This window comes from Streptomyces sp. NPDC012508 (assembly GCF_042902595.1).
Taxonomy (GTDB): Bacteria; Actinomycetota; Actinomycetes; order Streptomycetales; family Streptomycetaceae; genus Streptomyces.
Genome location: NZ_JBIBEO010000005.1, coordinates 470,356 through 493,333, shown reverse-complemented (window position 1 = coordinate 493,333; position 22,978 = coordinate 470,356). Strand labels below are relative to the sequence as shown.

Genomic DNA, 22,978 nt, shown 5'->3' with positions numbered 1-22,978 from the left:
AGGACGGTAGGCACATCCGTCCGAATCCGCTGAGACGCGTCGATTTCCGTGGACAGACGCCCAGTTGTGGAAAAACCCGTCACTCACACGAGGGACATGACCATCAGCGGGGTGAGACGACAACGGCGAGAAGCCCCGGGCCCGTGTGCGCCCCGATCACCGCTCCCACCTCGCTGACCTGCAACTCCTCTACCCCTGGCACCCGTTCCCGCAGCCGGTCGGCCAGCACGGCGGCCCGCTCGGGGGCGGAGAGATGGTGCACGGCGATGTCGACGGCTCCGGTGCCCGCCCGCTCCACCGCGATCTCCTCCAGCCGAGCGATCGCCTTCGACGCCGTCCGAACCTTCTCGCGCAGCTCGATCCGCCCTCCGTCGAGCTGGAGCAGCGGCTTCACGGCGAGCGCGGAGCCGAGCAGAGCCTGCGCGGCCCCGATCCGGCCTCCCCGGCGGAGATAGTCCAGCGTGTCGACGTAGAAGAAGGCGTAGGTGCCGGCGGCGCGCTTCTCGGCAGCGGCGACCGCTTCGTCGATCGAGCCGCCGGCGTCCACGACCTCTGCCGCCGCCAGCGCGCAGAAGCCGAGCGCCATCCCCACCATGCGGGTGTCGACCACCCTGACCGGCACGGGGGCGTCCTTGGCGGCGACGACGGCGGCGTCGTACGTACCCGAGAACTCGCCGGAGAGGTGCAGCGAGACGATGCCCCGCGCCCCGGCCTCGGCCGCCGCGCGGTAGGTCGCCGCGAAGACGTCGGGGCTCGGCCGCGAGGTGGTCACCGGCCGTCGTTTCTGGAGGGCCTGGGCCAGTGAACGGGCCGAGATCTCGGTCCCCTCCTCCAGCGCTCTGTCGCCGATGACGACGGTGAGCGGGACCGCGGTGATGCCGTGCCGCTCCATCGTCTGGGGTGGCAGGTAGGCCGTGGAATCGGTGACGATCGCGACATGCCGGGACATGAGCGGGAGGTTACCCGCAGGGGCGGCCCCGCGGCAGCCCGGCCCCGCGTTCGGCGACGCCGGACCGATGTCAGTTGGTGGTCTCGGGGCGCGCCGTCTTCTCCCACGGGTAGGCGGTCCGGCGCGGATCGCGTGCCGTGATGGCCTGCGGCGGCTGCTGCCCCGGGGCCGCGGTGTCCGGGCGCTGCCCGGCGTTCGCGCCGTCCGCGTCGGCGGACGCCGCGGCCCGGCCATCGGCCTCGCCGGGCCACACCTGATCCCGCTCGGCTCCGGGCGCGGCGGCGCTCGCGTCGGGCCAGGAGAAGTCGTCCGAGGCGGGGTCCTGGGCGGTAGCCCCCGACCAGTGGCGCAGCGCGCCCGCCTCCAGGTCGATCTGCGCGCTCAGGGAGGTCAGGTCGTCCTCCGCGAACTGCCGTGCCCGGTCCCGGGCCGCCCAGCGCAGCGAGTCGGCCGAGTGCGTGATCCGCTCCGTGCGTTCCCGCAGGTCCGTGAGCTGTGCGGCGACCCGCGCCCGGTCGGGTTCCCGCTCCAGGCGCTTGAGGTCCTCGTCCAGTTCACGGCCGTGGGCGGTGAGCCGATGGAAGAGGTCGAGGGACTCCTTCAGCGAGGCGTCCTCGGCGACACCGGCCTGCAGGGCGTCCTGCGTCGCACGCATCGACGTGCGCAGTGAGAGCCGCAGCTGGGCCAGTTCACCGCCGACCCCGGTCTGCCCGAAGCTCTTGGCGCGCAGGGTGGTGTCCTCGACGGTGCGCCTGGCCTGGTGGATCGTGCGGTCGACGCCGCGCTTGGCGGCCTTGACCGCCTTCACGGTCGCGTAGACCCCCAACGCCACGAAGGCGAAGAAGAGCAGCGCCATGATCACAATCGCGGCTTCCATGAGCGCCCCTCCGGCGTGTGTCGAGTTCCCTCGGCTGTCGTTCTTCCACGGTAAACGGAACGGGCAGGCAGGAGGTTCCCTTGGAACCCCCAACCTGCCCGTAGGGGAAAGCCCCCATGCCTCGCCGCGGGAGTTATCCGGCGACGATGTTGACCAGCTTCGGCGCGCGCACGATCACCTTGCGGATCTCCGCGCCGCCCAGCGCCGCGACCACGTTCGCGTCACCCAGCGCCAGCGCCTCCAGCTCCGCGTCCGTGATCGCCGGGGAGACCTCCAGCCGGGCCTTGACCTTGCCCTTGATCTGCACGACGCAGGTCACGGTCTCGTCCACGACGTACGCCGGGTCGGCGACCGGAAAGTCCTGGTGGACGACCGAGTCGGTGTGACCCAGCTTGCGCCACAGCTCCTCCGCGATGTGCGGCGCCAGCGGGGCGACCAGCAGGACCAGGCGCTCGGCGACCGACCGGGAGACCGGGCCGCCCACCTTGGTCAGGTGGTTGTTCAGCTCGGTGACCTTGGCGATGGCGGTGTTGAAGCGCATGGCAGCCATGTCCTGCGAGACACCGTCGATGGCCTTGTGCAGGGCGCGCAGGGTGTCCTCGTCGATGTCGGCGTCCTCGGCGTCGACGACCGTCGCCTCGCCGGTCGCCTCGTCGACGATGTTGCGCCACAGCCGCTGCAGCAGCCGGTACTGGCCGACCACCGCGCGCGTGTCCCACGGACGGGAGACGTCCAGCGGGCCCATCGCCATCTCGTACAGACGCAGGGTGTCCGCGCCGAACTCGGCACAGATCTCGTCCGGCGTGACGGCGTTCTTCAGGGACTTGCCCATCTTGCCCAGCACGCGGGTGACCTTCTCGCCCGCGTACCAGAAGCCGCCGTCGCGCTCCTCCACCTCGGCCGCCGGCACGGCGATGCCGCGCGCGTCCCGGTAGACGAAGGCCTGGATCATGCCCTGGTTGTACAGCTTGTGGAACGGCTCGGCCGAGGAGATGTGGCCCAGGTCGAACAGCACCTTGGACCAGAACCGCGCGTACAGCAGGTGCAGTACGGCGTGCTCGGCACCGCCGACGTACAGGTCGACGCCGCCGGTGGGCATGCCCTCGCGGGGGCCCATCCAGTACTGCTCGATCGCCGGGTCGACCAGCTTCTCGGAGTTGCTCGGGTCCAGGTAGCGCAGCTCGTACCAGCAGGAACCGGCCCAGTTGGGCATGGTGTTGGTCTCGCGGCGGTACTTCTTCGGTCCGTCGCCCAGGTCCAGCGTGACGTTGACCCAGTCCTCGTTGCGGGACAGGGGCGTCTCGGGCTGGGTGTCGGCGTCGTCCGGCTCGAAGGTGCGGGGCGAGTAGTCCTCGACCTCGGGCAGCTCCAGCGGCAGCATCGACTCGGGCAGCGCGTGCGCGATGCCGTCCTCGTCGTAGACGATCGGGAAGGGCTCGCCCCAGTAGCGCTGGCGGCTGAACAGCCAGTCGCGCAGACGGAAGTTGACGGTGCCCTCGCCGATGCCGCGGTCGGCCAGCCAGGTCGTGATCTTCGCCTTGGCCTCGACGACGCCCAGGCCGTCCAGGGAGATCTCGTCGTTCGCGGAGTTGACCAGCTTCGCCTCGTACGAGGCGAAGGCGTCGTCCCACGTGGACGGGTCGGTGCCGCGGTCGTCGCTCGGCTCGACGACGCAGCGCACCGGCAGCTCGAAGGCGCGCGCGAAGGCGAAGTCGCGGGTGTCGTGCGCCGGGACGGCCATGATGGCGCCGGTGCCGTAGCCCATCAGGACGTAGTCGGCGATGAAGACGGGGACCTGCTCGCCGCTGACCGGGTTGGTCGCGTACGCGCCGGTGAAGACGCCGGTCTTGTCCTTGGCCTCGGCCTGGCGCTCGACGTCGGACTTGGAGGCGGCCTGCTTGCGGTAGGCGGCGACGGCGTCGGCCGGGGTGGCGTGACCACCCGTCCACACGTCGTGCGTGCCGGCCGGCCACGCGTCCGGGACGATCTTCTCGACCAGGTCGTGCTCCGGGGCCAGGACCATGTAGGTGGCGCCGAACAGGGTGTCCTGGCGGGTGGTGAAGACGGTGATCGCGCCGGCTTCGCCGACCTGGAAGTCGACGCGGGCGCCCTCGGAGCGGCCGATCCAGTTGCGCTGCTGCAGCTTGATGGCCTCGGGCCAGTCCAGCGCGTCCAGGTCGTCCAGCAGGCGGTCCGCGTAGGCGGTGATGCGCATGTTCCACTGGCGCAGCTTGGCCTTGAAGACGGGGAAGTTTCCGCGCTCGGAACGGCCGTCGGCGGTGACCTCCTCGTTGGCCAGGACGGTGCCCAGGCCGGGGCACCAGTTGACCGGCGCGTCGGAGGCGTAGGCCAGGCGGTACTCGCCCAGGACGTCGGCGCGCTCGGCGGCGTTCAGCTCGCTCCACGCGCGCGTGGAGGAGCCGGGGACGTCACGGGTGCCGTTCTCGAACTGCTCGACCAGCTCGGCGATCGGGCGGGCCGTCTTCGCCTCGTCGTCGTACCAGGAGTTGAAGATCTGCAGGAAGATCCACTGGGTCCACTTGTAGTACTCCGGGTCGATCGTCGCGAACGACCGGCGCTTGTCGTGGCCCAGACCCAGCCGGCGCAGCTGGACCTTCATGTTCTCCATGTTGGCCTCGGTGGACACGCGCGGGTGCGTGCCCGTCTGCACGGCGTACTGCTCGGCCGGCAGGCCGAAGGCGTCGAAGCCCAGGGTGTGCAGCACGTTGTGGCCGGTCATGCGCTGGTGACGGGCGAAGACATCGGTGGCGATGTAGCCCAGCGGGTGACCGACGTGCAGGCCCGCGCCCGAGGGGTACGGGAACATGTCCATGATGAACTTCTTGGGGCGGGAGGCGATCGCCGGATCACCCGCCAGGTCACCCGTCGGGTTCGGCGCCTCGTAGGTTCCCTCGGCGTCCCAGAAGTCCTGCCAGCGTGCCTCGATGTCGGCGGCCATGGCCGCCGTATAACGATGCGGGGCCGCCGTCTCGGCAGCCGAATTCATCTCGCTCATGATCCTTGAAGCTCCATCGATCGTCTCTGCCCACTGCCCGCGAACTGCACTGCCACGAAATGAAAAATCCCCTCGCACAGGAGGGGACGCCGCGCCGATACCGACAGGATCTTTCATCCGTCGGGACTGATCAGCGCGGCTCGCTAAGCAGAAGGCGTACGGCACGCATGGCGTCAGGGTACCGCAGGGCCCGTGCGGGCCGCACCGGCGTTCCACCGTGCGGTCGGGGCGTCCGAGCCGCCCGGGTTACTCCGCGTATCGCCCTTATCCGGGGCAACCCAAAAGTCAGTTCCGCGTCCTGCGGCCTGTAAACCAGCAAACCACCTACCGCCTGGTATGGAGCGACCTAGCATGCGGCAACGGGACCTCTTAATCCGCACCATTCGGAGTCGCCCCCATGAACCCTCATCGCAAGATCCGCTCCAACCCCGCCCAGCGCACCGGTATGAGCAGACCGGTTCAGGGCGGGATATCGGTCGCGGCGCTGGTGATCATTCCTCTGCTCGCCCTCGGCGGCAGTGACGGATTCCGGGCCGCGCTCGACTTCACCAGCGGCGTGCTGTCGCTGGTGTCCCTGACCGCGTCGGTCGCGTGGGGTCTGATCGCGACCGACCGGCTGCTGCTCTCCACCCGGCACCGGCTGCTCGCCCAGGGCATCCACCGCGCCACCGCGATCGCCTCGCTCGGCTTCCTGCTGCTGCACGGCACCGTCAAGGTCTCGCTCGGCCATGTGGAGCTCATCGGCGCCCTCGTCCCCTTCGGCCTGGGCATCACGGGCACGTCGGCGCTCATCGGCTTCGGCTCGCTCGCCGGGCTCCTCATGGTCGTCGCCGCCTCCACCGGCGCCCTGCGCAGCACGCTGGCGGGCCGTAGCCGCTTCGCCGCCCGCTGGCGGCCGCTGCACATGCTGGCCTATCCGGCCTGGTGTTTCGCCCTCGTGCACGGTCTGTACGCGGGACGGCCGGCCGCGACCTGGGTCGTCGTCATGTACTGCCTGGCGCTCACCGCGGTCGCCTCCGCCGTCGCACTCAGGATGCTGCCCGCCCCGACGCAGCGGGCGCTCGCCGACCGGTTCGCCGGGCTCCTCGCGTCCCTGGAGGGGCGCACACGTCCCCCGGAGCCCCGCAGCACCGAGCTGCCCGGCCTGGTCGCCGGCTCGGCCGACCCGGCTGTCACGGTCGACGAGGAGCCCCGCTACGAACCCCCCACCGTGTCCACCGAGTGGCTCGACCGCCCCTCGCCGGGCGTCCCGGGCGGCTTCTCGGCCGCCTACCGCGCGGTGTCCCGCGCCGCTCCGGCGCCCGAGCCCGCTCCGTACGCCCCCGATGGCACTGCCCCGCTCGCCGAACGCATCCCTATGACCGAGGAGCTCCCCGTCGTCCCCGACACACCCGTCCGTCCCGGCTACTGGCCCGCTCCCTCCCCGACGATGCCGACGTACACGTCCCCACCGTCGGTGCCCACGTACGCGGCCCCGCCGTCCCCGCCGATGTACACGGCGCCGCCCTCCGTCCCGACGTACGACACGCAGCCCCCGGTGCCGACGTACACGACCCCGCCCCCGACGCCGACCTACGCCACCCCGCCTCCCGCGGGTGAGCCCTGGACCGCACCCGCAGGAGACCGCCCGTGAACGCCCCGCTCCCCGACGTCCCCGAGGTCCGCGTCGTCGGTCTGCCCCAGCTCACCCAGGGCTTCGACCTGGTCGAGCGGCTCGGGCTCGACATGCACCTGAAGGTGCACGGGCCCCTGGATCCCATGAGCGGCGACCAGCTCGCCCAGCTCGCGGACGAGATATCCCTGCACGGGCGCGGGGGCGCCGGATTTCCCTTCGGCCGCAAGCTCAGGGCGGTCGGCAAGGCGGCGATCCGGCGCGGGGTACGCCCCGTGGTCGTGGTCAACGGCAGCGAGGGCGAGCCCGCCTGCCGCAAGGACACGGTCCTGCTCAACCGTGCCCCGCACCTGATCCTGGACGGCGCGCTGCTGGCCGCCGAGGCGCTCGGCGCCCGGACGCTGATCGTCGCCGTGACGCGCAACTCCACGGAGATCTCCATCCGGTCGGCGCTCGCCGAGCGGGGTCTCTCCGACCGGCGTGGGCAGGCGCTACGCGCGCGTGTCGTCCGCACTCCGGAACGGATGGTCTCCGGGGAGGCGTCGGCGGTGATCCGAGCGGCCGGCGGCGGACCCGCACTGCCGGCCGGACGCCGCGAGCGCGCGGCGGAGTCGGGCGTGGGCGGCGCGCCGACGCTGCTGTCCAACGCCGAGACGTACGCCCAGCTGGCCGTGGCCGCCAGAGTCGGCCCGCGCCGCTACGGGCACGCCGGTCTGGAGTCGGAGCCCGGCACGGTCCTGCTGACCCTCTCCGGGGCCGTCGCACGTCCCATGGTCGTCGAGGTGCCGACGGGTGTCCCGCTGCGGTACGTGCTCCAGCTCGCGGGCGCCCCGCTGCTGCCCCAGGGCGTCCTCACGGGCGGCTACCACGGCAACTGGATCGACTCGGTCTCGGTCGACAACGCCGTCGTCTCGCGCGCGTCGCTGGCGGCCGTCGGCGGCGCGCTGGGGGCCGGGGCCATCCTGCCGATCGGCCCGGAGACCTGCCCGCTCGGCGAGTCGCTGCGGGTCGCGAACTGGCTGGCGGCGGAGACCGCGGGCCAGTGCGGACCCTGCCGGCTCGGCCTTCCCGCTGCGGCGGGCGGCCTGTCCGACGTCCTGAACGGGGGCGGTCCGGCCGCCCTGGAGGCGCTGCGGGAGGTCACCCAGGCGGTGAAGGGCCGCGGGGCCTGCAAGCACCCGGACGGTTCGGCCCGCTTCTTCAACTCGACCATCTCGGCCTTCACGGACGACCTGGCCGCCCATGTCCTCGACGGCGGCTGCGGCCGCCCGACCGTCGGCGTGCTCCCCCTCCCCTCCCCTGGCTACCAGGACGCGGAGGAGTCGATTCCGAGCGGCGAGAAGCTGGCGGTGGACTGGACGCTGTGCCAGGGGCACGGGCTCTGCGCGGACATCGTGCCGGAGCTGATCAGGCTGGGCCCGGACGGCTATCCGGCGCTCGCCGACGCCTCCGTGCCGATGCACCTGCGCGGCCGGGCGCAGCGGGCCGTACGCCGCTGCCCCGCGCTTGCGCTCCGGATCGAGCAGGGGCCGCAGGAGCGGCCTGCCCTGCCGCCGGGCGGTGGCCGTAAGGCACTGGGCAGCGGAAGAGGTTGACGCCCGGAAAACCCGGAGCACCCTGAGCACTCGGTGGTCCCGGACCGGAACACCCCCGGTCCGGGACCACCGGATAACGAAGAAGCGGACCATCCGATTCGGATGGTCCGCTTCTCTTTCTGTGGAGCTAAGGAGAATTGAACTCCTGACCTCCTGCATGCCATGCAGGCGCTCTACCAACTGAGCTATAGCCCCTTGCTGTCCGCCCCGTCCGGGTTTCCCCCGCGGCGACAGACAGAACATTAACCGGCTCCCCGTGGGATCACCAAATCGTTTCCCTGGCGGCCCGACGGTGCCGGGTAGGGTCCCCCTCTGTGACCGTGTCCGTGCTCGCCCGAACCCGCGCCCGCCAGTGGCCTCTCGCCACCGCCGCGGCTGCCTGTCTCCTGTCGTTCATAGCGTTCTGGGTGGCCCAGCGGCTCGCCCACGTGAACATGCTGGACGTCATGGTCTACCGGGCGGAGGGGGAGACCGTCCGGGCCGGCGGCGACCTCTACGCGATGCGCGCCACCTCGGCGAACCTCGCCATGACCTATCCGCCCTTCGCGGGGCTGCTGTTCGTCCCGCTGACCTTCGTCGGAGTTCCGCTGATGCGGACGCTCGCGACTGCGGGGAACCTGCTGCTCGTGGTCGCGCTGGTGCAGCTCTCCCTGCAACTGGTCCGTCCGTCCCTTTCGGGGGCGCGGCTGTGGCGCGCCGCGCTGCTGGTGGCGGCGGTCGTGGTCTGGTGCGAGCCGGTGTGGACGACGCTGCGGTACGGGCAGATCAACCTGCTCATCGCGGTGGCCGTGCTGTGGGACTTCACACGCCGCGAAGGACACCGCTGGGCGGGCGTGGGCATCGGTCTGGCGACTGCGGTGAAGCTCACACCGGGTCTGTTCGTGGTGTTCCTGGTGGTCGCGGGGGTGCTCCAGTGGCGCCGGGAGAGGCGCTGGAACCGGTGGCTGCGCACGGCGGCCACGGCGACGGCGGTGTTCCTCGGGACGACACTGGCGAGCGCGCTGGTCCTGCCGTACGACTCCAAGCGCTTCTGGACCGAGACCCTCTTCGAGACCGGGCGGGTCGGCTTCGCCGAAGAGACGGCCAACCAGTCGCTGCGTGGCGTGCTGGCCCGGCTGATGCACACCGACGACCCGGGCCTGTGGTGGCTGGTGGTCGCTGTGCTGTTCGGAGCCGCCGCGATGGCACTCGCGGTCCGGGCCGCGCTGCGCGGGGACAAGGCCCTGGCCGTCGTGGTCTGCGCGATCACGGCGCTGATGGTCAGCCCGATCTCCTGGTCCCACCACTGGGTGTGGTGCGTCCCCCTGCTCGTGCTGCTGGTGGACCGCCGTGACCGGGTGCGCCCGCGGTGGACCGCGGGCGCGGTGGCGCTGGTCTTCGCCTCGTTCGCGCTGTGGTGGGTGCCGCACGACCCGGGTCGCCCCGAACTCGACCAGAACGCGGGTCAGATGCTGCTGTCGGGGGTCTATCCGCTGACCATCGCGGCGCTCTTCGTGGGCTACGCCCTCACGCGCCGGCGTCAGGCCGTGGCGAAGGAGTAGAACCGTTTGAGGGTGCAGTGCTCGTCGAGGAGGCGACCGTAGATCGGCTCTCCTTCGAGCTCACGGTACGTCTCGATCGGGTCGCCCTTTATGATCAGCGCCCGCGCGCACTCCTCGCACCAGTACTGGTACTCGGAATTGACCGGATCCATGTCCCGGACGATGGGCGTGCCGCTGCCGCACCAGTCGCATTTCCGCCTGTGTGCTCCCATCACTCAGCTCCAGCTGTGGCCGCAGGACGTGCACACATAGGACACTCCGCCGTTGTCACCGAGCATTTGGGCCACCTGGGCGGAACCGCACGAGGGGCAGTCGAGCCGGGATCCGGCCCCCTCGACGGCGGCGCGGACCGCGCGTGGGACCGCGTCTGGGACCGCTGCGGGCTCGGCGACGGCATGGGCCTCGGCATCCTCGGCACCACTCACGGCCAACGCGCACTCCCTCCCGCCCGGACCCTCGTTCCCCTCCGGCCGTCCGATTCTGCCATGGCCCCGCAAGGGGGTCAGCGAGGTCGGCGTACGAGGGCGGTCGACGCGCCCAAGATCGATGCCGCGGCCAGCGCGAGACCGCACACCCAGAGCGCGTCGGCGGAGGCGTGCGCCCCTGGCGCGTCCAGCCGGCCGAGGAAGAGCGTGCCGAAGGTCGCCACTCCGATCAGCTGGCCGAGCTGGGTGACGGTGGCGAGCAGACCGCTGGCGTCGGCCGCGTCCTCGGGCCGTACGCCGGCAAGCGCGCCGGTCAGGGCGGGGCTGAAGGCCAGGGCGAGCCCCCCGCCCATGGCGGCGAGAGCCGGATGGAGCGCCCAGCCGCCGCTGTCGCCGCCCTTGAGGAGGCCTCCCATGGCCACCGCCGCTGCCGCCGCGGCGAGGAATCCTCCCGGGACCAGAAAGCGCTGCACGCGGGCGGGCCAGCGCCGCCAGGTGAGACCGATCACGCCGAAGACGACGGCGGCCGGGGCGAACGTCAGCCCGGCGCGCAGGGCGCTGTACCCGAGCCCTCCCTGCAGGTGCAGGGTGATGGTGAAGAGGAACCCGGCGTTGACGGCCATCGCCACGCCGATCCGGAACGCGGCCCGTCCGATGCCGGGGGCGCGCAGGACGTGCGGGGCGATGAGCGGGGCACCACCACGGCGGGCGAGCCGCGATTCGTACGCGCCGAAGGCGGTGAGGAGCACGAGGGACGCCGCGAGCGAGAGCCAGGACCACAGCGGCCAGCCCTCCTCCTGCCCGAGAACCAGGGGCACGGTCAGGAGGGAGACGGCGGCGGCGAGCAGGACCAGGCCGGGCAGGTCGAGGGAGCGCGAGCGTTCGGGTTCGGTGCGCGCGTCGCGCGGCAGCACGCGGGCGCCCAGGGCCAGCAGGACAAGGCCGATGGGTACGTTGACGAGGAAGACCGGCCGCCAGCCACTGCCGAACAGGTCCGCGCTGACGAGGACGCCGCCGGCGACCTGACCCGCGGCGGCGCCGGTGGCGAGCACCGCCGAGTACGCGCTGAGGGCCCGGACGCGGCCCTCCCCGGTGAAGTTCCGCTGGATGAGGCTGAGCACCTGCGGGATCATCAGGGCCGCTCCGGCGCCCTGGACGAGCCGGAAGGCGATCAACTGGCCTGTTCCCGAGGCCAGTCCGCAGGCGAGCGAGGCGGCGGTGAAGAGGGCGAGTCCGCCGAGGTACGTGCGGCGGTGGCCGAGCCGGTCGCCGAACCGCGCGCCGGTGACCAACAGGACCGCGTAGGCGATGGTGTATCCGGCGACGACGAGCTGAAGTCCCGCTCCGGAGGCGGAGAGTTCGGTACGGATGGTGGGCGCCGCGACGTTGACGATGAAGACGTCGAGCAGTGCCATGAACTGAGCGGCGAGCAGCACGGCGAGCAACAGCCGCCGCCGGTTGTCAGTGCCGCGGTCTTTACTGAGTACGGGACGTGTTGTGGTCGTCGTCATGACAGGCAGCGTGACGCCGATCCGATACGGGTAACGAGAGCCCGCTGATGCTGGTACTGACACCACCTGGCAACGGCGGCAGGGGGACTCGACCATGGGGGGTGTGACGATCTTGGCAGCAGCGGCACCACAACCGGCTCCGGCACCGAAACCGACTCCGGCACCGGCATCGCGCCGACGCCGACACGAACTGGCCGCGTTCCTGCGCAGCCGCCGGGCCCGGGTGACTCCGGAGGACGTGGGCATGCCACCGGGCCTGCGCCGCCGCACACCAGGGCTGCGCCGCGAGGAGGTCGCCCAGCTCTCCGGCGTCGGCGTCACCTGGTACACCTGGCTGGAACAGGGACGCCCGATCAACGCCTCCGCCCAGGTGCTCGACGCGGTGGCCCGGGTCCTCCGGCTCGACCGTCCCGAGCGGGAGCATCTGTACCACCTGGCCGAGGTGCCGTTCGCGCCCGACCAGGGCGCCGAGGACGTGGACGTGGTCAGCCCGGAGATCCAGGGCATCCTGGACGCCCTGGCGCCTCATCCGGCGGTCGTCTACAACAGCCGGTACGACGTGCTGGCGACCAACTCCACGTACCGGCTGCTGTTCTCCGTCCCGGAGGCCACGTCACCCGGCGTCCGCAACGTCCTGTGGACGCTGTTCACGATCGCCGACCAGAAGTGCCCGGTCGTCGACAAGGAGCGCGAGCTGCCGCTGATGGTCGCCCAGATGCGGGGAGCGTACGGCCGGCATGCCGGCGAGCCCGCCTGGGAGTCGTTCGTCCGGCGGCTCACGGAGGCGAGCCCGGAGTTCGCGCGGATGTGGCGGAGCGGCGATGTCGTGCCGCCCCGCAGCCAGATCAAGACCTTCCGTCACGACGCGGTGGGAGAGCTCCGGATGACGTCGGTGTCGCTCTCGATCAACGGGATGCCGGAGTGCCGGATCGTGGCGTACACGCCGAACGACGAGGAGAGCCGGCGGGCCGTCGAGACGCTGCGCACCGAGGGGGTGGACACCTGGGCGTGATGGAAACGACGAATCCCGCCCCCTGGTGGGGACGGGATTCGGTGACTGTGGAGCTAAGGAGAATTGAACTCCTGACCTCCTGCATGCCATGCAGGCGCTCTACCAACTGAGCTATAGCCCCTCGTGTTCTTCGCGCTCCGCGCTGCGAACAAGAAGAACTTTAGCCTGTGACCTGCCGGAAAGTGAAATCCGGGTCCGCGGGCGACTCAGTCGTCGTCGCCGAGAACCGGCTCGGGCAGCGTGCCGGCGTTGTGCTCCATGAGCCGCCAGCCGCGGGCGCCCTCGCCGAGGACGGACCAGCAGCAGTTGGAGAGCCCGCCGAGGCTCTCCCAGTGAGGCGCCTCCAGGCCGAGGAGCCGGCCGATGGTGGTGCGGATAGTGCCGCCGTGGCTCACGACGACGAGCGTGCCGTCGTCGGGCAGCTTGTCCGCGTACTCCAGAACGACCGGGGCGGCCCGGTCGGCGACCTCGGTCTCCAGCTCGCCGCCGCCCCGGCGCACGGGCTCGCCGCGCTTCCAGGCGGCGTACTGCTCGCCGTACCGCACGACGATCTCGTCGTGCGTCAGCCCCTGCCACTCCCCCGCGTACGTCTCGCGCAGGGCGGAGTCGTACGCGACGGGGTGACCGGTGAGCGCGGCCAGCTCGGCCGCGGTGGCCGCCGCCCGCTTCAGGTCGGAGGCGATGATCGCGTCCGGCTTGAGCGAGGCGAGCAGCCGGGCGGCCCGGCGCGCCTGGGCGACACCGGTCTCGGTCAGCTCGATGTCCGTGGAGCCCTGGAAGCGGCGCTCCAGGTTCCACGAGGTCTGACCGTGCCGCCACAGGACGATGCGGCGGCCGCTGCCGCCTTTGGTCGTGCTCAGCTCAGCTCACCGTCCGTCTCCTCGGCGGCACCCGTCAGCGCGGCGTGCTCGGCGGCCTTGCCGCGCGTCTTCAGGGCGTCCTCGGGAAGGGAAATCTCGGGGCAGTCCTTCCAGAGCCGCTCCAGAGCGTAGAAGACCCGCTCCTCGCTGTGCTGGACGTGGACGACGATGTCGACGTAGTCCAGGAGGATCCAGCGGGCGTCGCGGTCGCCCTCACGGCGGACCGGCTTGGCGCCGAGGTCCTTGTTCAGCCGCTCCTCGATCTCGTCGACGATCGACTTGACCTGGCGGTCGTTGGGTGCGGAGGCGAGCAGGAATGCGTCGGTGATCGACAGCACATCGCTGACGTCGTACGCGATGATGTCGTGCGCGAGCCGGTCGGCCGCCGCCTGGGCGGCGGCGTTGACGAGCTCGATGGAGCGATCCGTGGCGGTCACAAGCAGGCTTTCGTCGGCGGTCAGAGACACATCAAGGGTCTCACGTACCGCCGACCGCCCCGCAAACGATTACGAACGGGTCACTTCTTGCTCCCGGGGATCTTGTAATCCTGGCCCAGAACCACCGTGACCGCGGCGTTTCCGGCGGGCTTGCCCTTCTTGACCGCACTCTCCGGGAGGCCGAGCGTCTTGGCCACCTCGACCGCGGTCGCCTTCTGGGCGTCGTCGCCGTACAGGACCTGCGAGCTCTTCTGGGTGTCCGCCTCGGTGCCGCCCACGAAGGCGAAGCCTCCGTTGACCAGGACGACCCTGGCGGCCTCCGTGGCGTCCTTGCCGGTCGCGTCGCGGAGCGAGACGCGGGCCGCGCCGCCCTGATCGGGAGGGCTGACCTTGCCGCCGAGGATGTCCTTGACCACGCTGTCGGCCGCGCCCTCGCCCAGAGAGCCGTCCTGCTGCACCGGGAGGAGCGCCGTCTTGTAGTCGCCTCCCTTGGCGTGCTTGGCCAGCCCGGCGAGCGAGGCGCCGAGGTCCTTCTCGGGCAGGGACGGGTCGAGGATCATGACCAGCGTGGCGATGGTGTCCGCGTTGGCCTTGGGGTCGTCGGACATCTTCCGCAGCACGGCGTACATGACCTGGCCGAACCGCTGGAGCTGCTTGGCCTCGGCCTCGCCGGGCGCGCGGTAGGTCGCGTAGGCGACGGCGGCGCGGCCGTTCAGCGTCTGGTTCTCGCCCTTGGTGACGAGCGGGTCCTCGCCCTTCTTGTCACTGGGCACGGTGACATCGGTCGTGAGGTCGATGTTGCTGACGATCTCGACCAGGTTCTCCAGGTACGGAGTGTCCAGCCGCCAGGTGCCGGCGATCTCCGTACCGAGAAGGTTGCCGATCGACTCTCGGGTGCCGCTGGAGCCGTCGTCCTCGACGGACTTGGCGAGCGTGGTCGACGTGCCGTCGTCGGTGGAGACGGAGAGCTCGTTCGGGAGAAGGACGGTGGTGCCCTGCCCGGTCGTCGTGTTGTCGACGAGCAGGGCGGTGGAGGTGCCGCCGCCCTTGAGGTCGTGGAGATGGACGACGATCGTGTCGCGCTTCTGCGGGCCCGTCGCGGTGTTCTGCTTCTGTTCCTCGCTCGAGAACCCGGGGAGCTTGCCGGCGGACCAGAGGTAGCCGACCCCGCCGACGGCGGCGAGGGCGAGGACCACGATCAGGGCGACGACCCGGTTGCGGCCCCGGCGCCTGGCCTCCTCGCGCCGCTCGGAGCGGCTCTCGGTGAACTTCAGCCAGTCGATGACGTCTTCGGAGTCCTCGTCGGGCTCCTCGATGAACGAGAACTGCTCGGTGCGGTAGTCGCGCTCGCCGCCGTCCTCCGGCGCGGAGCGCTGGCCCGGCACGCCGGCCGGAGCGGCCACGGGAGCGGGCGGAGCGGGCGCGGGAGCCGTCTCGGGCTGGACGGCCCACTGCTGCCCGGTGTCGTACGAGGAGTACCCGTAGCCCTGCTGCTGCGGCTGCTGCTGCCCGTACGGGTCGTACTGCGGCTGCCTGGGCTGGGCGGGCTGCCCGTAGGCGTCGTAGCCGTACCCCTGCTGCTGCCCGTGCTGCGGGGCCTGCGGCTGCTGCTGCGCGTGCGGCTGCCCCTGCGGCTGCTGCTGGGCGGCGTACGGGTCGTAGGCGTCGTACGACTGCTGTGCCTGCGGTGGGACCTGCTGGTACACCGGTTGCCCGTACTCGTCGTAGCCGATGATCTGCGGCTGCGGGTAGTACGGGTCGTACGGGTTCTGATCGTTCACCGGTGCCCCTCTCCGAGGCTCACTCGCCGCGGTACAACTGGCGCTTGTCGATGTAGCGCACCACGCCGTCCGGCACCAGATACCAGACCGGGTCGCCCTGCGCGACTCTCGCCCGGCAGTCGGTGGAGGAGATGGCGAGCGCGGGAACCTCGACCAGCGAGACGCCGCCCTTGGGCAGGCCGTCGTCCGTGAGGTCGTGGCCCGGCCGGGTGACGCCGATGAAGTGGGCGAGCGAGAAGAGCTCCTCGGCGTCGCGCCACGTGAGGATCTGCGACAGCGCGTCGGCCCCCGTGATGAAGAAGAGGTCCGAGTCGCCGTTGAGGGAGCGCAGGTCCCGCAGGGTGTCGATGGTGTACGTCGGCCCGCCGCGGTCGATCTCGATACGGCTGACCGAGAACTGCGGGTTGGACGCCGTGGCGATGACCGTCATCAGATAGCGGTCCTCGGCCGGCGACACGGCCTTGTGGCTCTTCTGCCACGGCTCCCCGGTCGGCACGAACACCACCTCGTCGAGGTGGAACAGGGCGGCCACCTCACTGGCGGCCACCAGGTGTCCGTGGTGGATCGGGTCGAACGTTCCGCCCATCACGCCGAGTCGGCGCTTGCCGCGGCCGCCAGTAGGCACTTCCTGCTCTCCCATGCGTGCAGAGCCTACTGGCACGGCAGCGGGCGCCTTCGGTCCGGTCGCCGGCTCAGCGGTCGCGGTTGAAGCGGGTGGTGATCCACAGCAGCAGGAGCAGCGCACCGAGCGCGCCGAAACCGGTGAGGTAGGGGTTGAGACTGTCGTGGTTGCCACCGTGCTCGGCGCCCTCGGCGAGCGTGACCAGGCTGACGGCGGTGCTGTGGAGGCTCATCTTCAACAGGACCTATCGATCGGGGACGGGAGAAGACTTCGCGCACATCGTATGCGGGCCGTCCGGGCACGCTCACGCCGACTCAGTCGTTGTCCGGGCTGTCGTACCCCGTCGTTGTCCCCCATGCCCGAGTTATCCACAGGCTCCGGCGTCCGGGGACCCCAGCACCTAGGCTGGGATTCGTCAGGGGGACGAGCAAGGTCTCGTACGAACAGGGGGCATCCATGACCGAGAAGTCCGACAACGACCAGGGGAACGTGCCGAGCAGGCAGCGCAAGCGATTCCCGGAAATCTCCTCACGCGCCTACGAGCATCCCGCGGACCGCTCGGCGCTCGTGGCCCTGCGCAGGCTCACCGGCTTCGACACGGTCTTCAAGGCCCTCAGCGGGCTGCTGCCCGAGCGCAGCCTCCGACTGCTCTTCCTCTCCGACTCCGTGCGGGTGAGTGACGCCCAGTTCTCCCACCTCAACGACATGCTGAGGGACGCGTGTTACATCCTGGACCTGGAGAAGGTCCCGCCGATGTACGTGGCGCAGGACCCGAAGCCGAACGCGATGTGCATCGGTCTCGACGAGCCGATCATCGTGGTCACCACGGGCCTCGTGGAGCTGCTCGACGAGGAGGAGATGCGGGCGGTCGTCGGCCACGAGGTGGGCCACGCCCTCTCGGGTCACTCCGTGTACCGCACGATCCTGCTGTTCCTCACCAGCCTGGCGGTCAAGGTCGCCTGGATCCCCCTCGGAAACGTGGCGATCATGGCGATCGTGACGGCGCTGCGGGAGTGGTTCCGCAAGTCCGAGCTGTCCGCGGACCGGGCGGGTCTCCTGGTCGGGCAGGACCTCCAGGCGTCGATGCGCGGTCTGATGAAGATCGCCGGCGGCAACCATCTGCACGAGATGAACGTGGACGCGTTCCTCGCCCAGGCCGACGAGTACGAGAAGGGCGGCGACCTGCGCGACTCCGTCCTGAAGATCCTCAACGTGCTCCCGCGGACGCACCCCTTCACCACGGTCCGGGCGGCCGAGCTGAAGAAGTGGTCCGAGACCCGGGACTACCAGCGGATCATGGACGGGCACTACCCGCGGCGGTCGGAGGACAAGGACACCTCGGTGACCGACTCCTTCCGGGAGTCGGCCGGGCACTACGCCGAATCGGTGCGTACGAGCAAGGATCCGCTGATGAAGCTGGTCGGCGACATAGCCGGCGGCGCGGGCGACCTGGCGGGCGATCTGGGCGGGAAGCTGCGCAGCCGGTTCGGCGGCGGGGCCCCGCGCACGGACGGCGGCACGGGCGGCCGCGGTGACGGCGAGGGCGACGGCACCACCGGTGACGGCGGCGGCACGGGCGGCGGTCAGAAGGAGGGCTGAGCGCTCGGGGCCAGGGTCCCGCAGAGCGAGGAGACGGCCGGCCGGCCGGTGGCGTACGGGTCGGTGACGGCCGCCCCGCCCGAGTCGGGGGCCCGTTCGCCGGCGAGCAGCGGGCGCAGGGCGCCGGCTGTGTCGGGTCCGCAGGCCTGCGGACCGGCATGGACGGTGCTGGCGAGAAGTTCGGCGCGGTGCATCCGCAGGTCCTCGCGGTCGAAGCGGAAGTGCGTCTCGCGGTGGACGGTGAAGAGGGAGGCCTCGCCCACGGGCCCGGCACCGGAGGTCGCGGGGCGCAGGGCATAGGTGAAGGTGTGGTCCGAGGTGACCTCCAGCATGTCGGTCGCCGTCTCCGCGAAGCGGAGGGTGCCCTGGACGCGGACCGAGCGGTCCGCCAGGGCGACCTCGGCGGGGTCGAACCGCACCAGCCAGCCGCCGACCGCGTGGCGGCCGTCGTCGAGCGAGGTCTCGACGCTCTGGTCGAACTGCGCCAGCTGGTCGGGGTCGAGGAGCAGCCGGGCGGGGCGGACCGTCACGCCCGTCAGGACGTCGGGCTCCAGTGAGGAGGCCACGAGATAGTCCTTGGCGATCGTGAGGGCGGTCACGACCTGGCTCTCCGAGAAGTGGGTGGTGCGTCCGGTGTCCGGGAGGTTGATGCCGGCGGCGCCCGTGCGGTACTCGGCGGCGGGACTGTGGGCGAGGAGCTGGGCCGGCTCGCCGCCCGGGACGGGGCCCTGCGGGGCGAGCGGGACCATGGTGATCCGCAGCGGTTCGGCCCGCTGGTCGACCGGGGGCTGGTAGGGGTTGCGGACGCCGAGATATATGGCCGTACCGAAGGCGAGGAGGATCAGCAGGACCAGCAGGAGTGCCTGGCGGGAGCCGCTTCTGGCCTCGGCCCAGGTGGGGCGGGAGCGTACGGCCTGGGAGTGCTCCCCCATCCGCTCCTCGGCGGAGAACTCCTGGAGCCGGGCAGCACGGACGAACGACTCGTCGAAGACGACGGATCGGTACTCGTCCTCACCACCGCCGGGGTCGGGAGCCGGCCCCTCAGGCGGGTCGCCACGCCCTGCCATACCTTCAGAGTAGGTCGGACGCGGCCCCGGTAAACGCCCAGGTACACGACAAGTTCCGAAGAATTCCGACGAAAGACCCGGCCACCAGGGCACATGCTCCCGGGGGCTCGGATCGCAGGGCTCACGGCGTTCGGGGGACGGCGGGGACGGGGGGCGCGGAGTACTCGGCGGAGGCCGAGGGCGCGGTGACCGCCGGAGGGTTCACACGCGGCTTGTCGATCCCGGTGGTCGCCGGGGCGGGGACCTGGTCCTGACGGTTGGCGGAGGCACCGCGGTAGACCGCGGTGAAGGCGAGGGCGACCATGCCGACGCCCATCACCAGGGCGAGCACCCAGGCGACGGGCCGGTGCCAGCGGGCGCTGCCCCGGTAGGGGCGCAGGGCGCCGCCATGGGGGCCGTAGGGGCCGGAGTCGCCGTCGGGGTCGTCCGGGTCGTAGTCCGGGCCGTAGCGGCCGCCGAGGGGGTCCGAGGGGTCGTAGCCGTCCTCGTAGAGGTCGTCGTCGCCCGGCCCGCCGCCGGCCCGGGCACGGGCGGCCTCCGCCTCGGCGCGCGCCTGCGCGGCCGCGAGGAGGCGCTCCACGGCGGTCGGCTCATGGACCTCGGCGGCCCGTACGAAGTCCTCGTCGAACACCACGGTGGCGAAGTCGTCCGCACCCCCGCGGTCGTCAGCGTTCTCAGGGTCCCTGCCGTCCGGGAACGGCTTGCCCCCCACGTCGTCCGGCACGTTTTTCAGAGTAGACCTGGGAGGTGGTTTTGGGCAGGGAGAGTGCGAACTATCCCCGCCCGTCCGGCTCCCCCGGGCCCCGTGGAGGCGGGGCCGATCGGGGGATTCCGAGGTCAGCGGGTGTGGCCGTCGCCGGTGACGATGTACTTCGTCGAGGTCAGCTCGGGCAGGCCCATGGGCCCACGGGCGTGGAGTTTCTGGGTCGAGATGCCGATCTCGGCGCCGAAGCCGAACTGGCTTCCGTCGGTGAAACGGGTGGACGCGTTGACGGCGACGGTCGTGGAGTCGACCAGCTGGGTGAAGCGGCGGGCCGCGGCCTGCGAGGTGGTGACGATCGCCTCGGTGTGACCGGAGGACCAGAGCCGGATGTGCTCGACGGCCTTGTCGAGGGAGTCGACGACGGCGGCGGCGATGTCGTAGGAGAGGTACTCGGTCTCCCAGTCCTCCGGGGTCGCGGCCACCACGGTGGCCTTGGAGCCCTCGGCCCGGGCGAGCACCCGCTCGTCGGCGTGGACGGTGACTCCGGCGTCGGCCAGGGCGGCGAGGGCGCGGGGCAGGAAGGCGTCCGCGATGTCCTGGTGGACGAGGAGGGTCTCGGCGGCGTTGCAGACGCTGGGGCGCTGGGCCTTGGAGTTGATCAGGATGTCGACGGCCATGTCGAGGTCGGCCTGGGCGTCCACGTAGACGTGGCAGTTTCCGGTGCCGGTCTCGATGACCGGGACGGTGGACTCCTCGACGACGGTACGGATCAGGGAGGCGCCGCCGCGCGGGATGAGGACGTCGACCAGCCCGCGGGCGCGCATCAGCTCGCGTACCGAGTCGCGGGACTCGCCGGGGACGAGCTGGATGGTGTCGGCGGGCAGGCCGGCGCCCCCGACGGCGTCGCGCAGGACCTTCACCAGGGCGGTGTTGGAGGAGTAGGCGGAGGACGAGCCGCGCAGGAGCACGGCGTTTCCGGCCTTGAGGCAGAGGGCGGCCGCGTCCACGGTCACGTTGGGGCGGGCCTCGTAGATGATGCCGACGACGCCGAGGGGGACGCGGATCTGGCGCAGATCGATCCCGTTGGGGAGGGTCGAGCCGCGGACGACCTCGCCGATCGGGTCGGGCAGGGCGGCCACGTCGCGTACGTCGGCCGCGATGGCGCGGACGCGCTCCGGGGTGAGGGTGAGCCGGTCGATGATCGACTCGCTGGTGCCGGCCTCGCGGGCGCGGGCGACGTCCTCGCCGTTCGCCGCGACGATCTCGGCGGTGCGGACCTCGAGGGCGTCCGCGATCGCCAGCAGGGCGTCGTCCTTGGCCGCGCGCGGAAGTGGCGCGATTTCGGCGGCGGCGGCGCGGGCGCGGTAGGCGGCCCGGGCGACCGGGGACAGGTTGTCGAGGGGCGTGAGCGAGGTCATGCCCGCAGGGTACTGGCACCTCTGCGGACATCCCTCACGAATGCCGTTCGTATCCCGCACTCCGAGACGCTGGTCTCAGAGGCGCCGTTCTCAGTACGGGTGGACCCCCACCGGGGCGGCCGGCGGGGGGCCGTAGCCCTCGGCGATGCGCTGGTGGTAGGTCTCGCGGTCGATGACCTCGAGGCCGACGATCTCCCACGGCGGCAGCTTGGCGCTCTGCCGGTGCTCGCCCCACAGCCGCAGCGCGACCGCCGCGGCATCGTGCAGGTCACGGGCCTCTTCCCAGTAGCGGATCTCGGCGTGATCATTGGCGTAGCGGCTGGTCAGCAGGAAGGGATGGTCATGCGCCAGCTGTTCGAGGCCGCGCCTGACCTCCTTCAGCGGGGCCTCGGCGCCCGAGACGCTGAGGGTGATGTGCCAGAGCTTCGAGTCGACCACCGGCCGTTCCTCGACGCGTGTCCCAGCTGTGTCGGTGTCCTGTCCCTCGTCGAAGTCGGCTCCGGCCTCGACACTGGTCAGGGCGCGTTCGGCAGTCCCTCGGGGCGGTGCCCCTGGGCGCGCTCGTCTCACCGGCGGCCTCCTGTTTGATGCGTGTGGTGCTGTACCCCGCCCTTGTCTTGTCCCCGAGACAAAGTTGACCAGCCCGAGGCGGCATCCGGGGCGGTTTTGGTAAAGGTCCCTACCGGATGGCCGGTCTTTCAGCCGTTTCTCCACACGCCGCTCACGAGGGGGCGCATCAGGGGCGGACGACGACCAGATCGTCGCGGTGGACGACCTCCCGCTCGTACTCCGGGCCGAGCTCCTTGGCGAGCTCGGGAGTGGAGCGGCCGAGCATCCGGGGGATCTCCTTGGCGTCGAAGTTGACGAGCCCGCGGGCGACGGCCCGGCCGTCGGTGTCGCGCAGTTCCACCGGGTCGCCGGCCACGAACTCCCCCTCCACGGCAGCGATTCCGGCCGCGAGGAGCGACTTCTTGCCCTCGACGACGGCCCGTACCGCACCCTCGTCCAGGGTCAGATGACCCTGCGGGGTGGAGGCGTGGGCGAGCCAGAGCAGCCGGTCGGCGGAGCGGCGGCCGGTGCGGTGGAAATACGTACCGGTGTCGCGGCCGGAGAGGGCGTCGGCGGCGCGGACGGCGGAGGTGAGGACGACGGGGGTGCCGGCGGCGGCGGCGATCCGGGCGGCCTCGACCTTGGTGACCATGCCGCCGGTGCCGACCCCGGCCTTGCCGGCGGAGCCGATCTCGACATGGGCGATGTCCTCGGGTCCCGCCACCTCCGCGATCCGCGAGGAGCCCGGCTTGGCGGGGTCGCCGTCGTAGAGCCCGTCGACGTCCGAGAGCAGGACGAGCAGGTCGGCGCGGACGAGATGGGCGACGAGGGCGGCGAGCCTGTCGTTGTCGCCGAAGCGGATCTCGTCCGTGGCGACGGTGTCGTTCTCGTTGACGACCGGCAGGGCGCCCATGGCGAGGAGCTGGTCGAGGGTCCGGTAGGCGTTGCGGTAGTGGGCGCGCCGGCTGGTGTCGTCGGTGGTGAGCAGCACCTGGCCGACGCGAACGCCGTAGCGGGCGAAGGAGGCGGTGTAGCGGGCGACGAGGAGGCCCTGGCCGACGCTGGCGGCGGCCTGCTGGCGGGCGAGGTCCTTGGGTCTGCGGGTGAGGCCGAGCGGGGCGAGACCGGCGGCGATGGCGCCGGAGGAGACCAGCACGATCTCCTTCTCGCCACCGCTGCGGACCTTGGCGAGGACGTCGACGAGGGCGTCGACCCGGTCGGCGTCGAGGCCGCCGGACGCGGTGGTGAGCGAGGAGGAGCCGACCTTGACGACGATCCGTCGGGCTTCCGTCACGAACTGCCTTGCCTCTGTCACCTGTACCGCCGTCACCTGCGTCGTCCCCACTCGGATGTCTGCCAGGCAATCTACGCGAGCCGGGACGGACGGCGCCCGTCCATTCCACC

21 protein-coding genes and 2 tRNA genes are annotated in these 22,978 nt (G+C 71.3%); 5 read left to right on the top strand and 18 right to left on the bottom strand.

What is annotated here, in order from left to right; translation table 11 throughout:
* Nucleotides 1-103: 103 nt before the first annotated feature.
* The 3 genes from ACFY8U_RS19675 to leuS all read right to left on the bottom strand — a co-directional run bounded on the left by ACFY8U_RS19675 (nt 104) and on the right by leuS (nt 4,842).
* Nucleotides 104-949, bottom strand: a complete 846-nt coding sequence (locus ACFY8U_RS19675; protein WP_389571726.1) for a DegV family protein — start codon at nt 947-949, stop codon at nt 104-106.
* A gap of 70 nt (nt 950-1,019) precedes the next feature.
* Nucleotides 1,020-1,826, bottom strand: a complete 807-nt coding sequence (locus ACFY8U_RS19670) for a hypothetical protein (RefSeq protein ID WP_389571723.1) — start codon at nt 1,824-1,826, stop codon at nt 1,020-1,022.
* Between the two features lie 133 nt (nt 1,827-1,959).
* Nucleotides 1,960-4,842 carry a leucine--tRNA ligase gene (gene leuS, locus ACFY8U_RS19665; protein WP_389571720.1) on the bottom strand — a complete coding sequence of 961 codons (2,883 nt, stop codon included), beginning with the start codon at nt 4,840-4,842 and terminating at the stop codon, nt 1,960-1,962.
* 397 nt (nt 4,843-5,239) lie between these two features.
* Between leuS and ACFY8U_RS19660 the strand changes: the two genes are divergently transcribed.
* Nucleotides 5,240-6,475: a hypothetical protein gene (locus ACFY8U_RS19660; protein WP_389571719.1), complete on the top strand. Its 1,236-nt coding sequence runs from the start codon at nt 5,240-5,242 to the stop codon at nt 6,473-6,475.
* On the top strand, nt 6,472-8,049 hold the full coding sequence (locus ACFY8U_RS19655) for an NADH-ubiquinone oxidoreductase-F iron-sulfur binding region domain-containing protein (RefSeq protein ID WP_389571716.1): 1,578 nt from the start codon (nt 6,472-6,474) through the stop codon (nt 8,047-8,049). Before ACFY8U_RS19660 ends, ACFY8U_RS19655 begins: the two co-directional genes overlap by 4 nt.
* A 122-nt stretch (nt 8,050-8,171) precedes the next feature.
* Here the strand turns inward: ACFY8U_RS19655 and ACFY8U_RS19650 are convergent.
* A tRNA-Ala gene (locus ACFY8U_RS19650) sits at nt 8,172-8,244 on the bottom strand.
* Between the two features lie 119 nt (nt 8,245-8,363).
* Here ACFY8U_RS19650 and ACFY8U_RS19645 point away from each other — a divergent pair.
* Nucleotides 8,364-9,590 carry a glycosyltransferase 87 family protein gene (locus ACFY8U_RS19645; protein ID WP_389571713.1) on the top strand — a complete coding sequence of 409 codons (1,227 nt, stop codon included), beginning with the start codon at nt 8,364-8,366 and terminating at the stop codon, nt 9,588-9,590.
* Here the strand turns inward: ACFY8U_RS19645 and ACFY8U_RS19640 are convergent.
* From ACFY8U_RS19640 to ACFY8U_RS19630, 3 genes are all read right to left on the bottom strand, one after another.
* Nucleotides 9,569-9,802: a hypothetical protein gene (locus tag ACFY8U_RS19640; RefSeq protein WP_073751314.1), complete on the bottom strand. Its 234-nt coding sequence runs from the start codon at nt 9,800-9,802 to the stop codon at nt 9,569-9,571. The genes ACFY8U_RS19645 and ACFY8U_RS19640 overlap by 22 nt on opposite strands.
* Nucleotides 9,803-9,805: 3 nt before the next feature.
* A complete protein-coding gene (locus tag ACFY8U_RS19635) occupies nt 9,806-10,021 on the bottom strand; it encodes a hypothetical protein (RefSeq protein WP_389571710.1) in 216 nt (71 codons plus the stop codon).
* A 71-nt stretch (nt 10,022-10,092) separates the two neighbouring features.
* Nucleotides 10,093-11,526 carry an MFS transporter gene (locus ACFY8U_RS19630; protein ID WP_389571707.1) on the bottom strand — a complete coding sequence of 478 codons (1,434 nt, stop codon included), beginning with the start codon at nt 11,524-11,526 and terminating at the stop codon, nt 10,093-10,095.
* Between the two features lie 94 nt (nt 11,527-11,620).
* On the opposite strand from ACFY8U_RS19630, the gene ACFY8U_RS19625 reads away from it, so the two are divergent.
* Complete coding sequence (locus ACFY8U_RS19625) at nt 11,621-12,538, top strand: helix-turn-helix transcriptional regulator (RefSeq protein ID WP_389571705.1); 918 nt, start codon at nt 11,621-11,623, stop codon at nt 12,536-12,538.
* Between the two features lie 48 nt (nt 12,539-12,586).
* Here the strand turns inward: ACFY8U_RS19625 and ACFY8U_RS19620 are convergent.
* The 6 genes from ACFY8U_RS19620 to ACFY8U_RS19595 form a co-directional block, all read right to left on the bottom strand.
* Nucleotides 12,587-12,659 (bottom strand) — tRNA-Ala (locus ACFY8U_RS19620).
* Between the two features lie 85 nt (nt 12,660-12,744).
* Complete coding sequence (locus ACFY8U_RS19615; protein ID WP_389572100.1) at nt 12,745-13,398, bottom strand: histidine phosphatase family protein; 654 nt, start codon at nt 13,396-13,398, stop codon at nt 12,745-12,747.
* Nucleotides 13,395-13,835: a ribosome silencing factor gene (gene rsfS / locus ACFY8U_RS19610; RefSeq protein ID WP_361435006.1), complete on the bottom strand. Its 441-nt coding sequence runs from the start codon at nt 13,833-13,835 to the stop codon at nt 13,395-13,397. The genes ACFY8U_RS19615 and rsfS overlap by 4 nt, the downstream gene beginning before the upstream one ends.
* 80 nt (nt 13,836-13,915) lie before the next feature.
* Entirely contained in the window at nt 13,916-15,616 is a 1,701-nt protein-coding gene (locus tag ACFY8U_RS19605; RefSeq protein ID WP_389571702.1) for an LCP family protein, read from the bottom strand.
* 19 nt (nt 15,617-15,635) lie between these two features.
* A complete protein-coding gene (nadD, locus tag ACFY8U_RS19600) occupies nt 15,636-16,256 on the bottom strand; it encodes a nicotinate-nucleotide adenylyltransferase (protein WP_361435008.1) in 621 nt (206 codons plus the stop codon).
* Between the two features lie 52 nt (nt 16,257-16,308).
* A complete protein-coding gene (locus ACFY8U_RS19595) occupies nt 16,309-16,470 on the bottom strand; it encodes a hypothetical protein (RefSeq protein WP_361435009.1) in 162 nt (53 codons plus the stop codon).
* Nucleotides 16,471-16,694: 224 nt separating this feature from the next.
* Here ACFY8U_RS19595 and ACFY8U_RS19590 point away from each other — a divergent pair, with 224 nt between their 5' ends.
* Nucleotides 16,695-17,837, top strand: a complete 1,143-nt coding sequence (locus tag ACFY8U_RS19590; protein WP_389571699.1) for a M48 family metallopeptidase — start codon at nt 16,695-16,697, stop codon at nt 17,835-17,837.
* Here ACFY8U_RS19590 and ACFY8U_RS19585 read toward each other — a convergent pair.
* The 5 genes from ACFY8U_RS19585 to proB form a co-directional block, all read right to left on the bottom strand.
* Entirely contained in the window at nt 17,822-18,904 is a 1,083-nt protein-coding gene (locus ACFY8U_RS19585; protein ID WP_389571697.1) for a hypothetical protein, read from the bottom strand. The genes ACFY8U_RS19590 and ACFY8U_RS19585 overlap by 16 nt on opposite strands.
* Nucleotides 18,905-19,025: 121 nt before the next feature.
* The gene (locus tag ACFY8U_RS19580; RefSeq protein ID WP_389571695.1) at nt 19,026-19,628 is read right to left on the bottom strand and encodes a hypothetical protein; all 603 of its coding nucleotides are present in this window, start codon (nt 19,626-19,628) and stop codon (nt 19,026-19,028) included.
* A gap of 113 nt (nt 19,629-19,741) precedes the next feature.
* Nucleotides 19,742-21,025, bottom strand: coding sequence for a glutamate-5-semialdehyde dehydrogenase (locus ACFY8U_RS19575; RefSeq protein ID WP_361435013.1), 1,284 nt, complete (start codon nt 21,023-21,025; stop codon nt 19,742-19,744).
* Between the two features lie 90 nt (nt 21,026-21,115).
* Nucleotides 21,116-21,595 carry a hypothetical protein gene (locus ACFY8U_RS19570; protein WP_361435014.1) on the bottom strand — a complete coding sequence of 160 codons (480 nt, stop codon included), beginning with the start codon at nt 21,593-21,595 and terminating at the stop codon, nt 21,116-21,118.
* Nucleotides 21,596-21,761: 166 nt separating this feature from the next.
* On the bottom strand, nt 21,762-22,868 hold the full coding sequence (proB, locus tag ACFY8U_RS19565; protein ID WP_389571693.1) for a glutamate 5-kinase: 1,107 nt from the start codon (nt 22,866-22,868) through the stop codon (nt 21,762-21,764).
* Nucleotides 22,869-22,978: the final 110 nt, after the last annotated feature.

What these genes read in the sequence shown, in the direction of transcription:
- ACFY8U_RS19675 (WP_389571726.1), bottom strand. Translation starts at nt 949, where the DNA reads ATGTCCCGGCATGTCGCGATCGTCACCGATTCCACGGCCTACCTGCCA.
- ACFY8U_RS19670 (WP_389571723.1), bottom strand. Translation starts at nt 1,826, where the DNA reads ATGGAAGCCGCGATTGTGATCATGGCGCTGCTCTTCTTCGCCTTCGTG.
- leuS (WP_389571720.1), bottom strand. Translation starts at nt 4,842, where the DNA reads ATGAGCGAGATGAATTCGGCTGCCGAGACGGCGGCCCCGCATCGTTAT.
- ACFY8U_RS19660 (WP_389571719.1), top strand. Translation starts at nt 5,240, where the DNA reads ATGAACCCTCATCGCAAGATCCGCTCCAACCCCGCCCAGCGCACCGGT.
- ACFY8U_RS19640 (WP_073751314.1), bottom strand. Translation starts at nt 9,802, where the DNA reads ATGGGAGCACACAGGCGGAAATGCGACTGGTGCGGCAGCGGCACGCCC.
- ACFY8U_RS19630 (WP_389571707.1), bottom strand. Translation starts at nt 11,526, where the DNA reads ATGACGACGACCACAACACGTCCCGTACTCAGTAAAGACCGCGGCACT.
- ACFY8U_RS19625 (WP_389571705.1), top strand. Translation starts at nt 11,621, where the DNA reads ATGGGGGGTGTGACGATCTTGGCAGCAGCGGCACCACAACCGGCTCCG.
- nadD (WP_361435008.1), bottom strand. Translation starts at nt 16,256, where the DNA reads ATGGGAGAGCAGGAAGTGCCTACTGGCGGCCGCGGCAAGCGCCGACTC.
- ACFY8U_RS19595 (WP_361435009.1), bottom strand. Translation starts at nt 16,470, where the DNA reads ATGAGCCTCCACAGCACCGCCGTCAGCCTGGTCACGCTCGCCGAGGGC.
- ACFY8U_RS19590 (WP_389571699.1), top strand. Translation starts at nt 16,695, where the DNA reads ATGACCGAGAAGTCCGACAACGACCAGGGGAACGTGCCGAGCAGGCAG.
- ACFY8U_RS19585 (WP_389571697.1), bottom strand. Translation starts at nt 18,904, where the DNA reads ATGGCAGGGCGTGGCGACCCGCCTGAGGGGCCGGCTCCCGACCCCGGC.
- ACFY8U_RS19575 (WP_361435013.1), bottom strand. Translation starts at nt 21,025, where the DNA reads ATGACCTCGCTCACGCCCCTCGACAACCTGTCCCCGGTCGCCCGGGCC.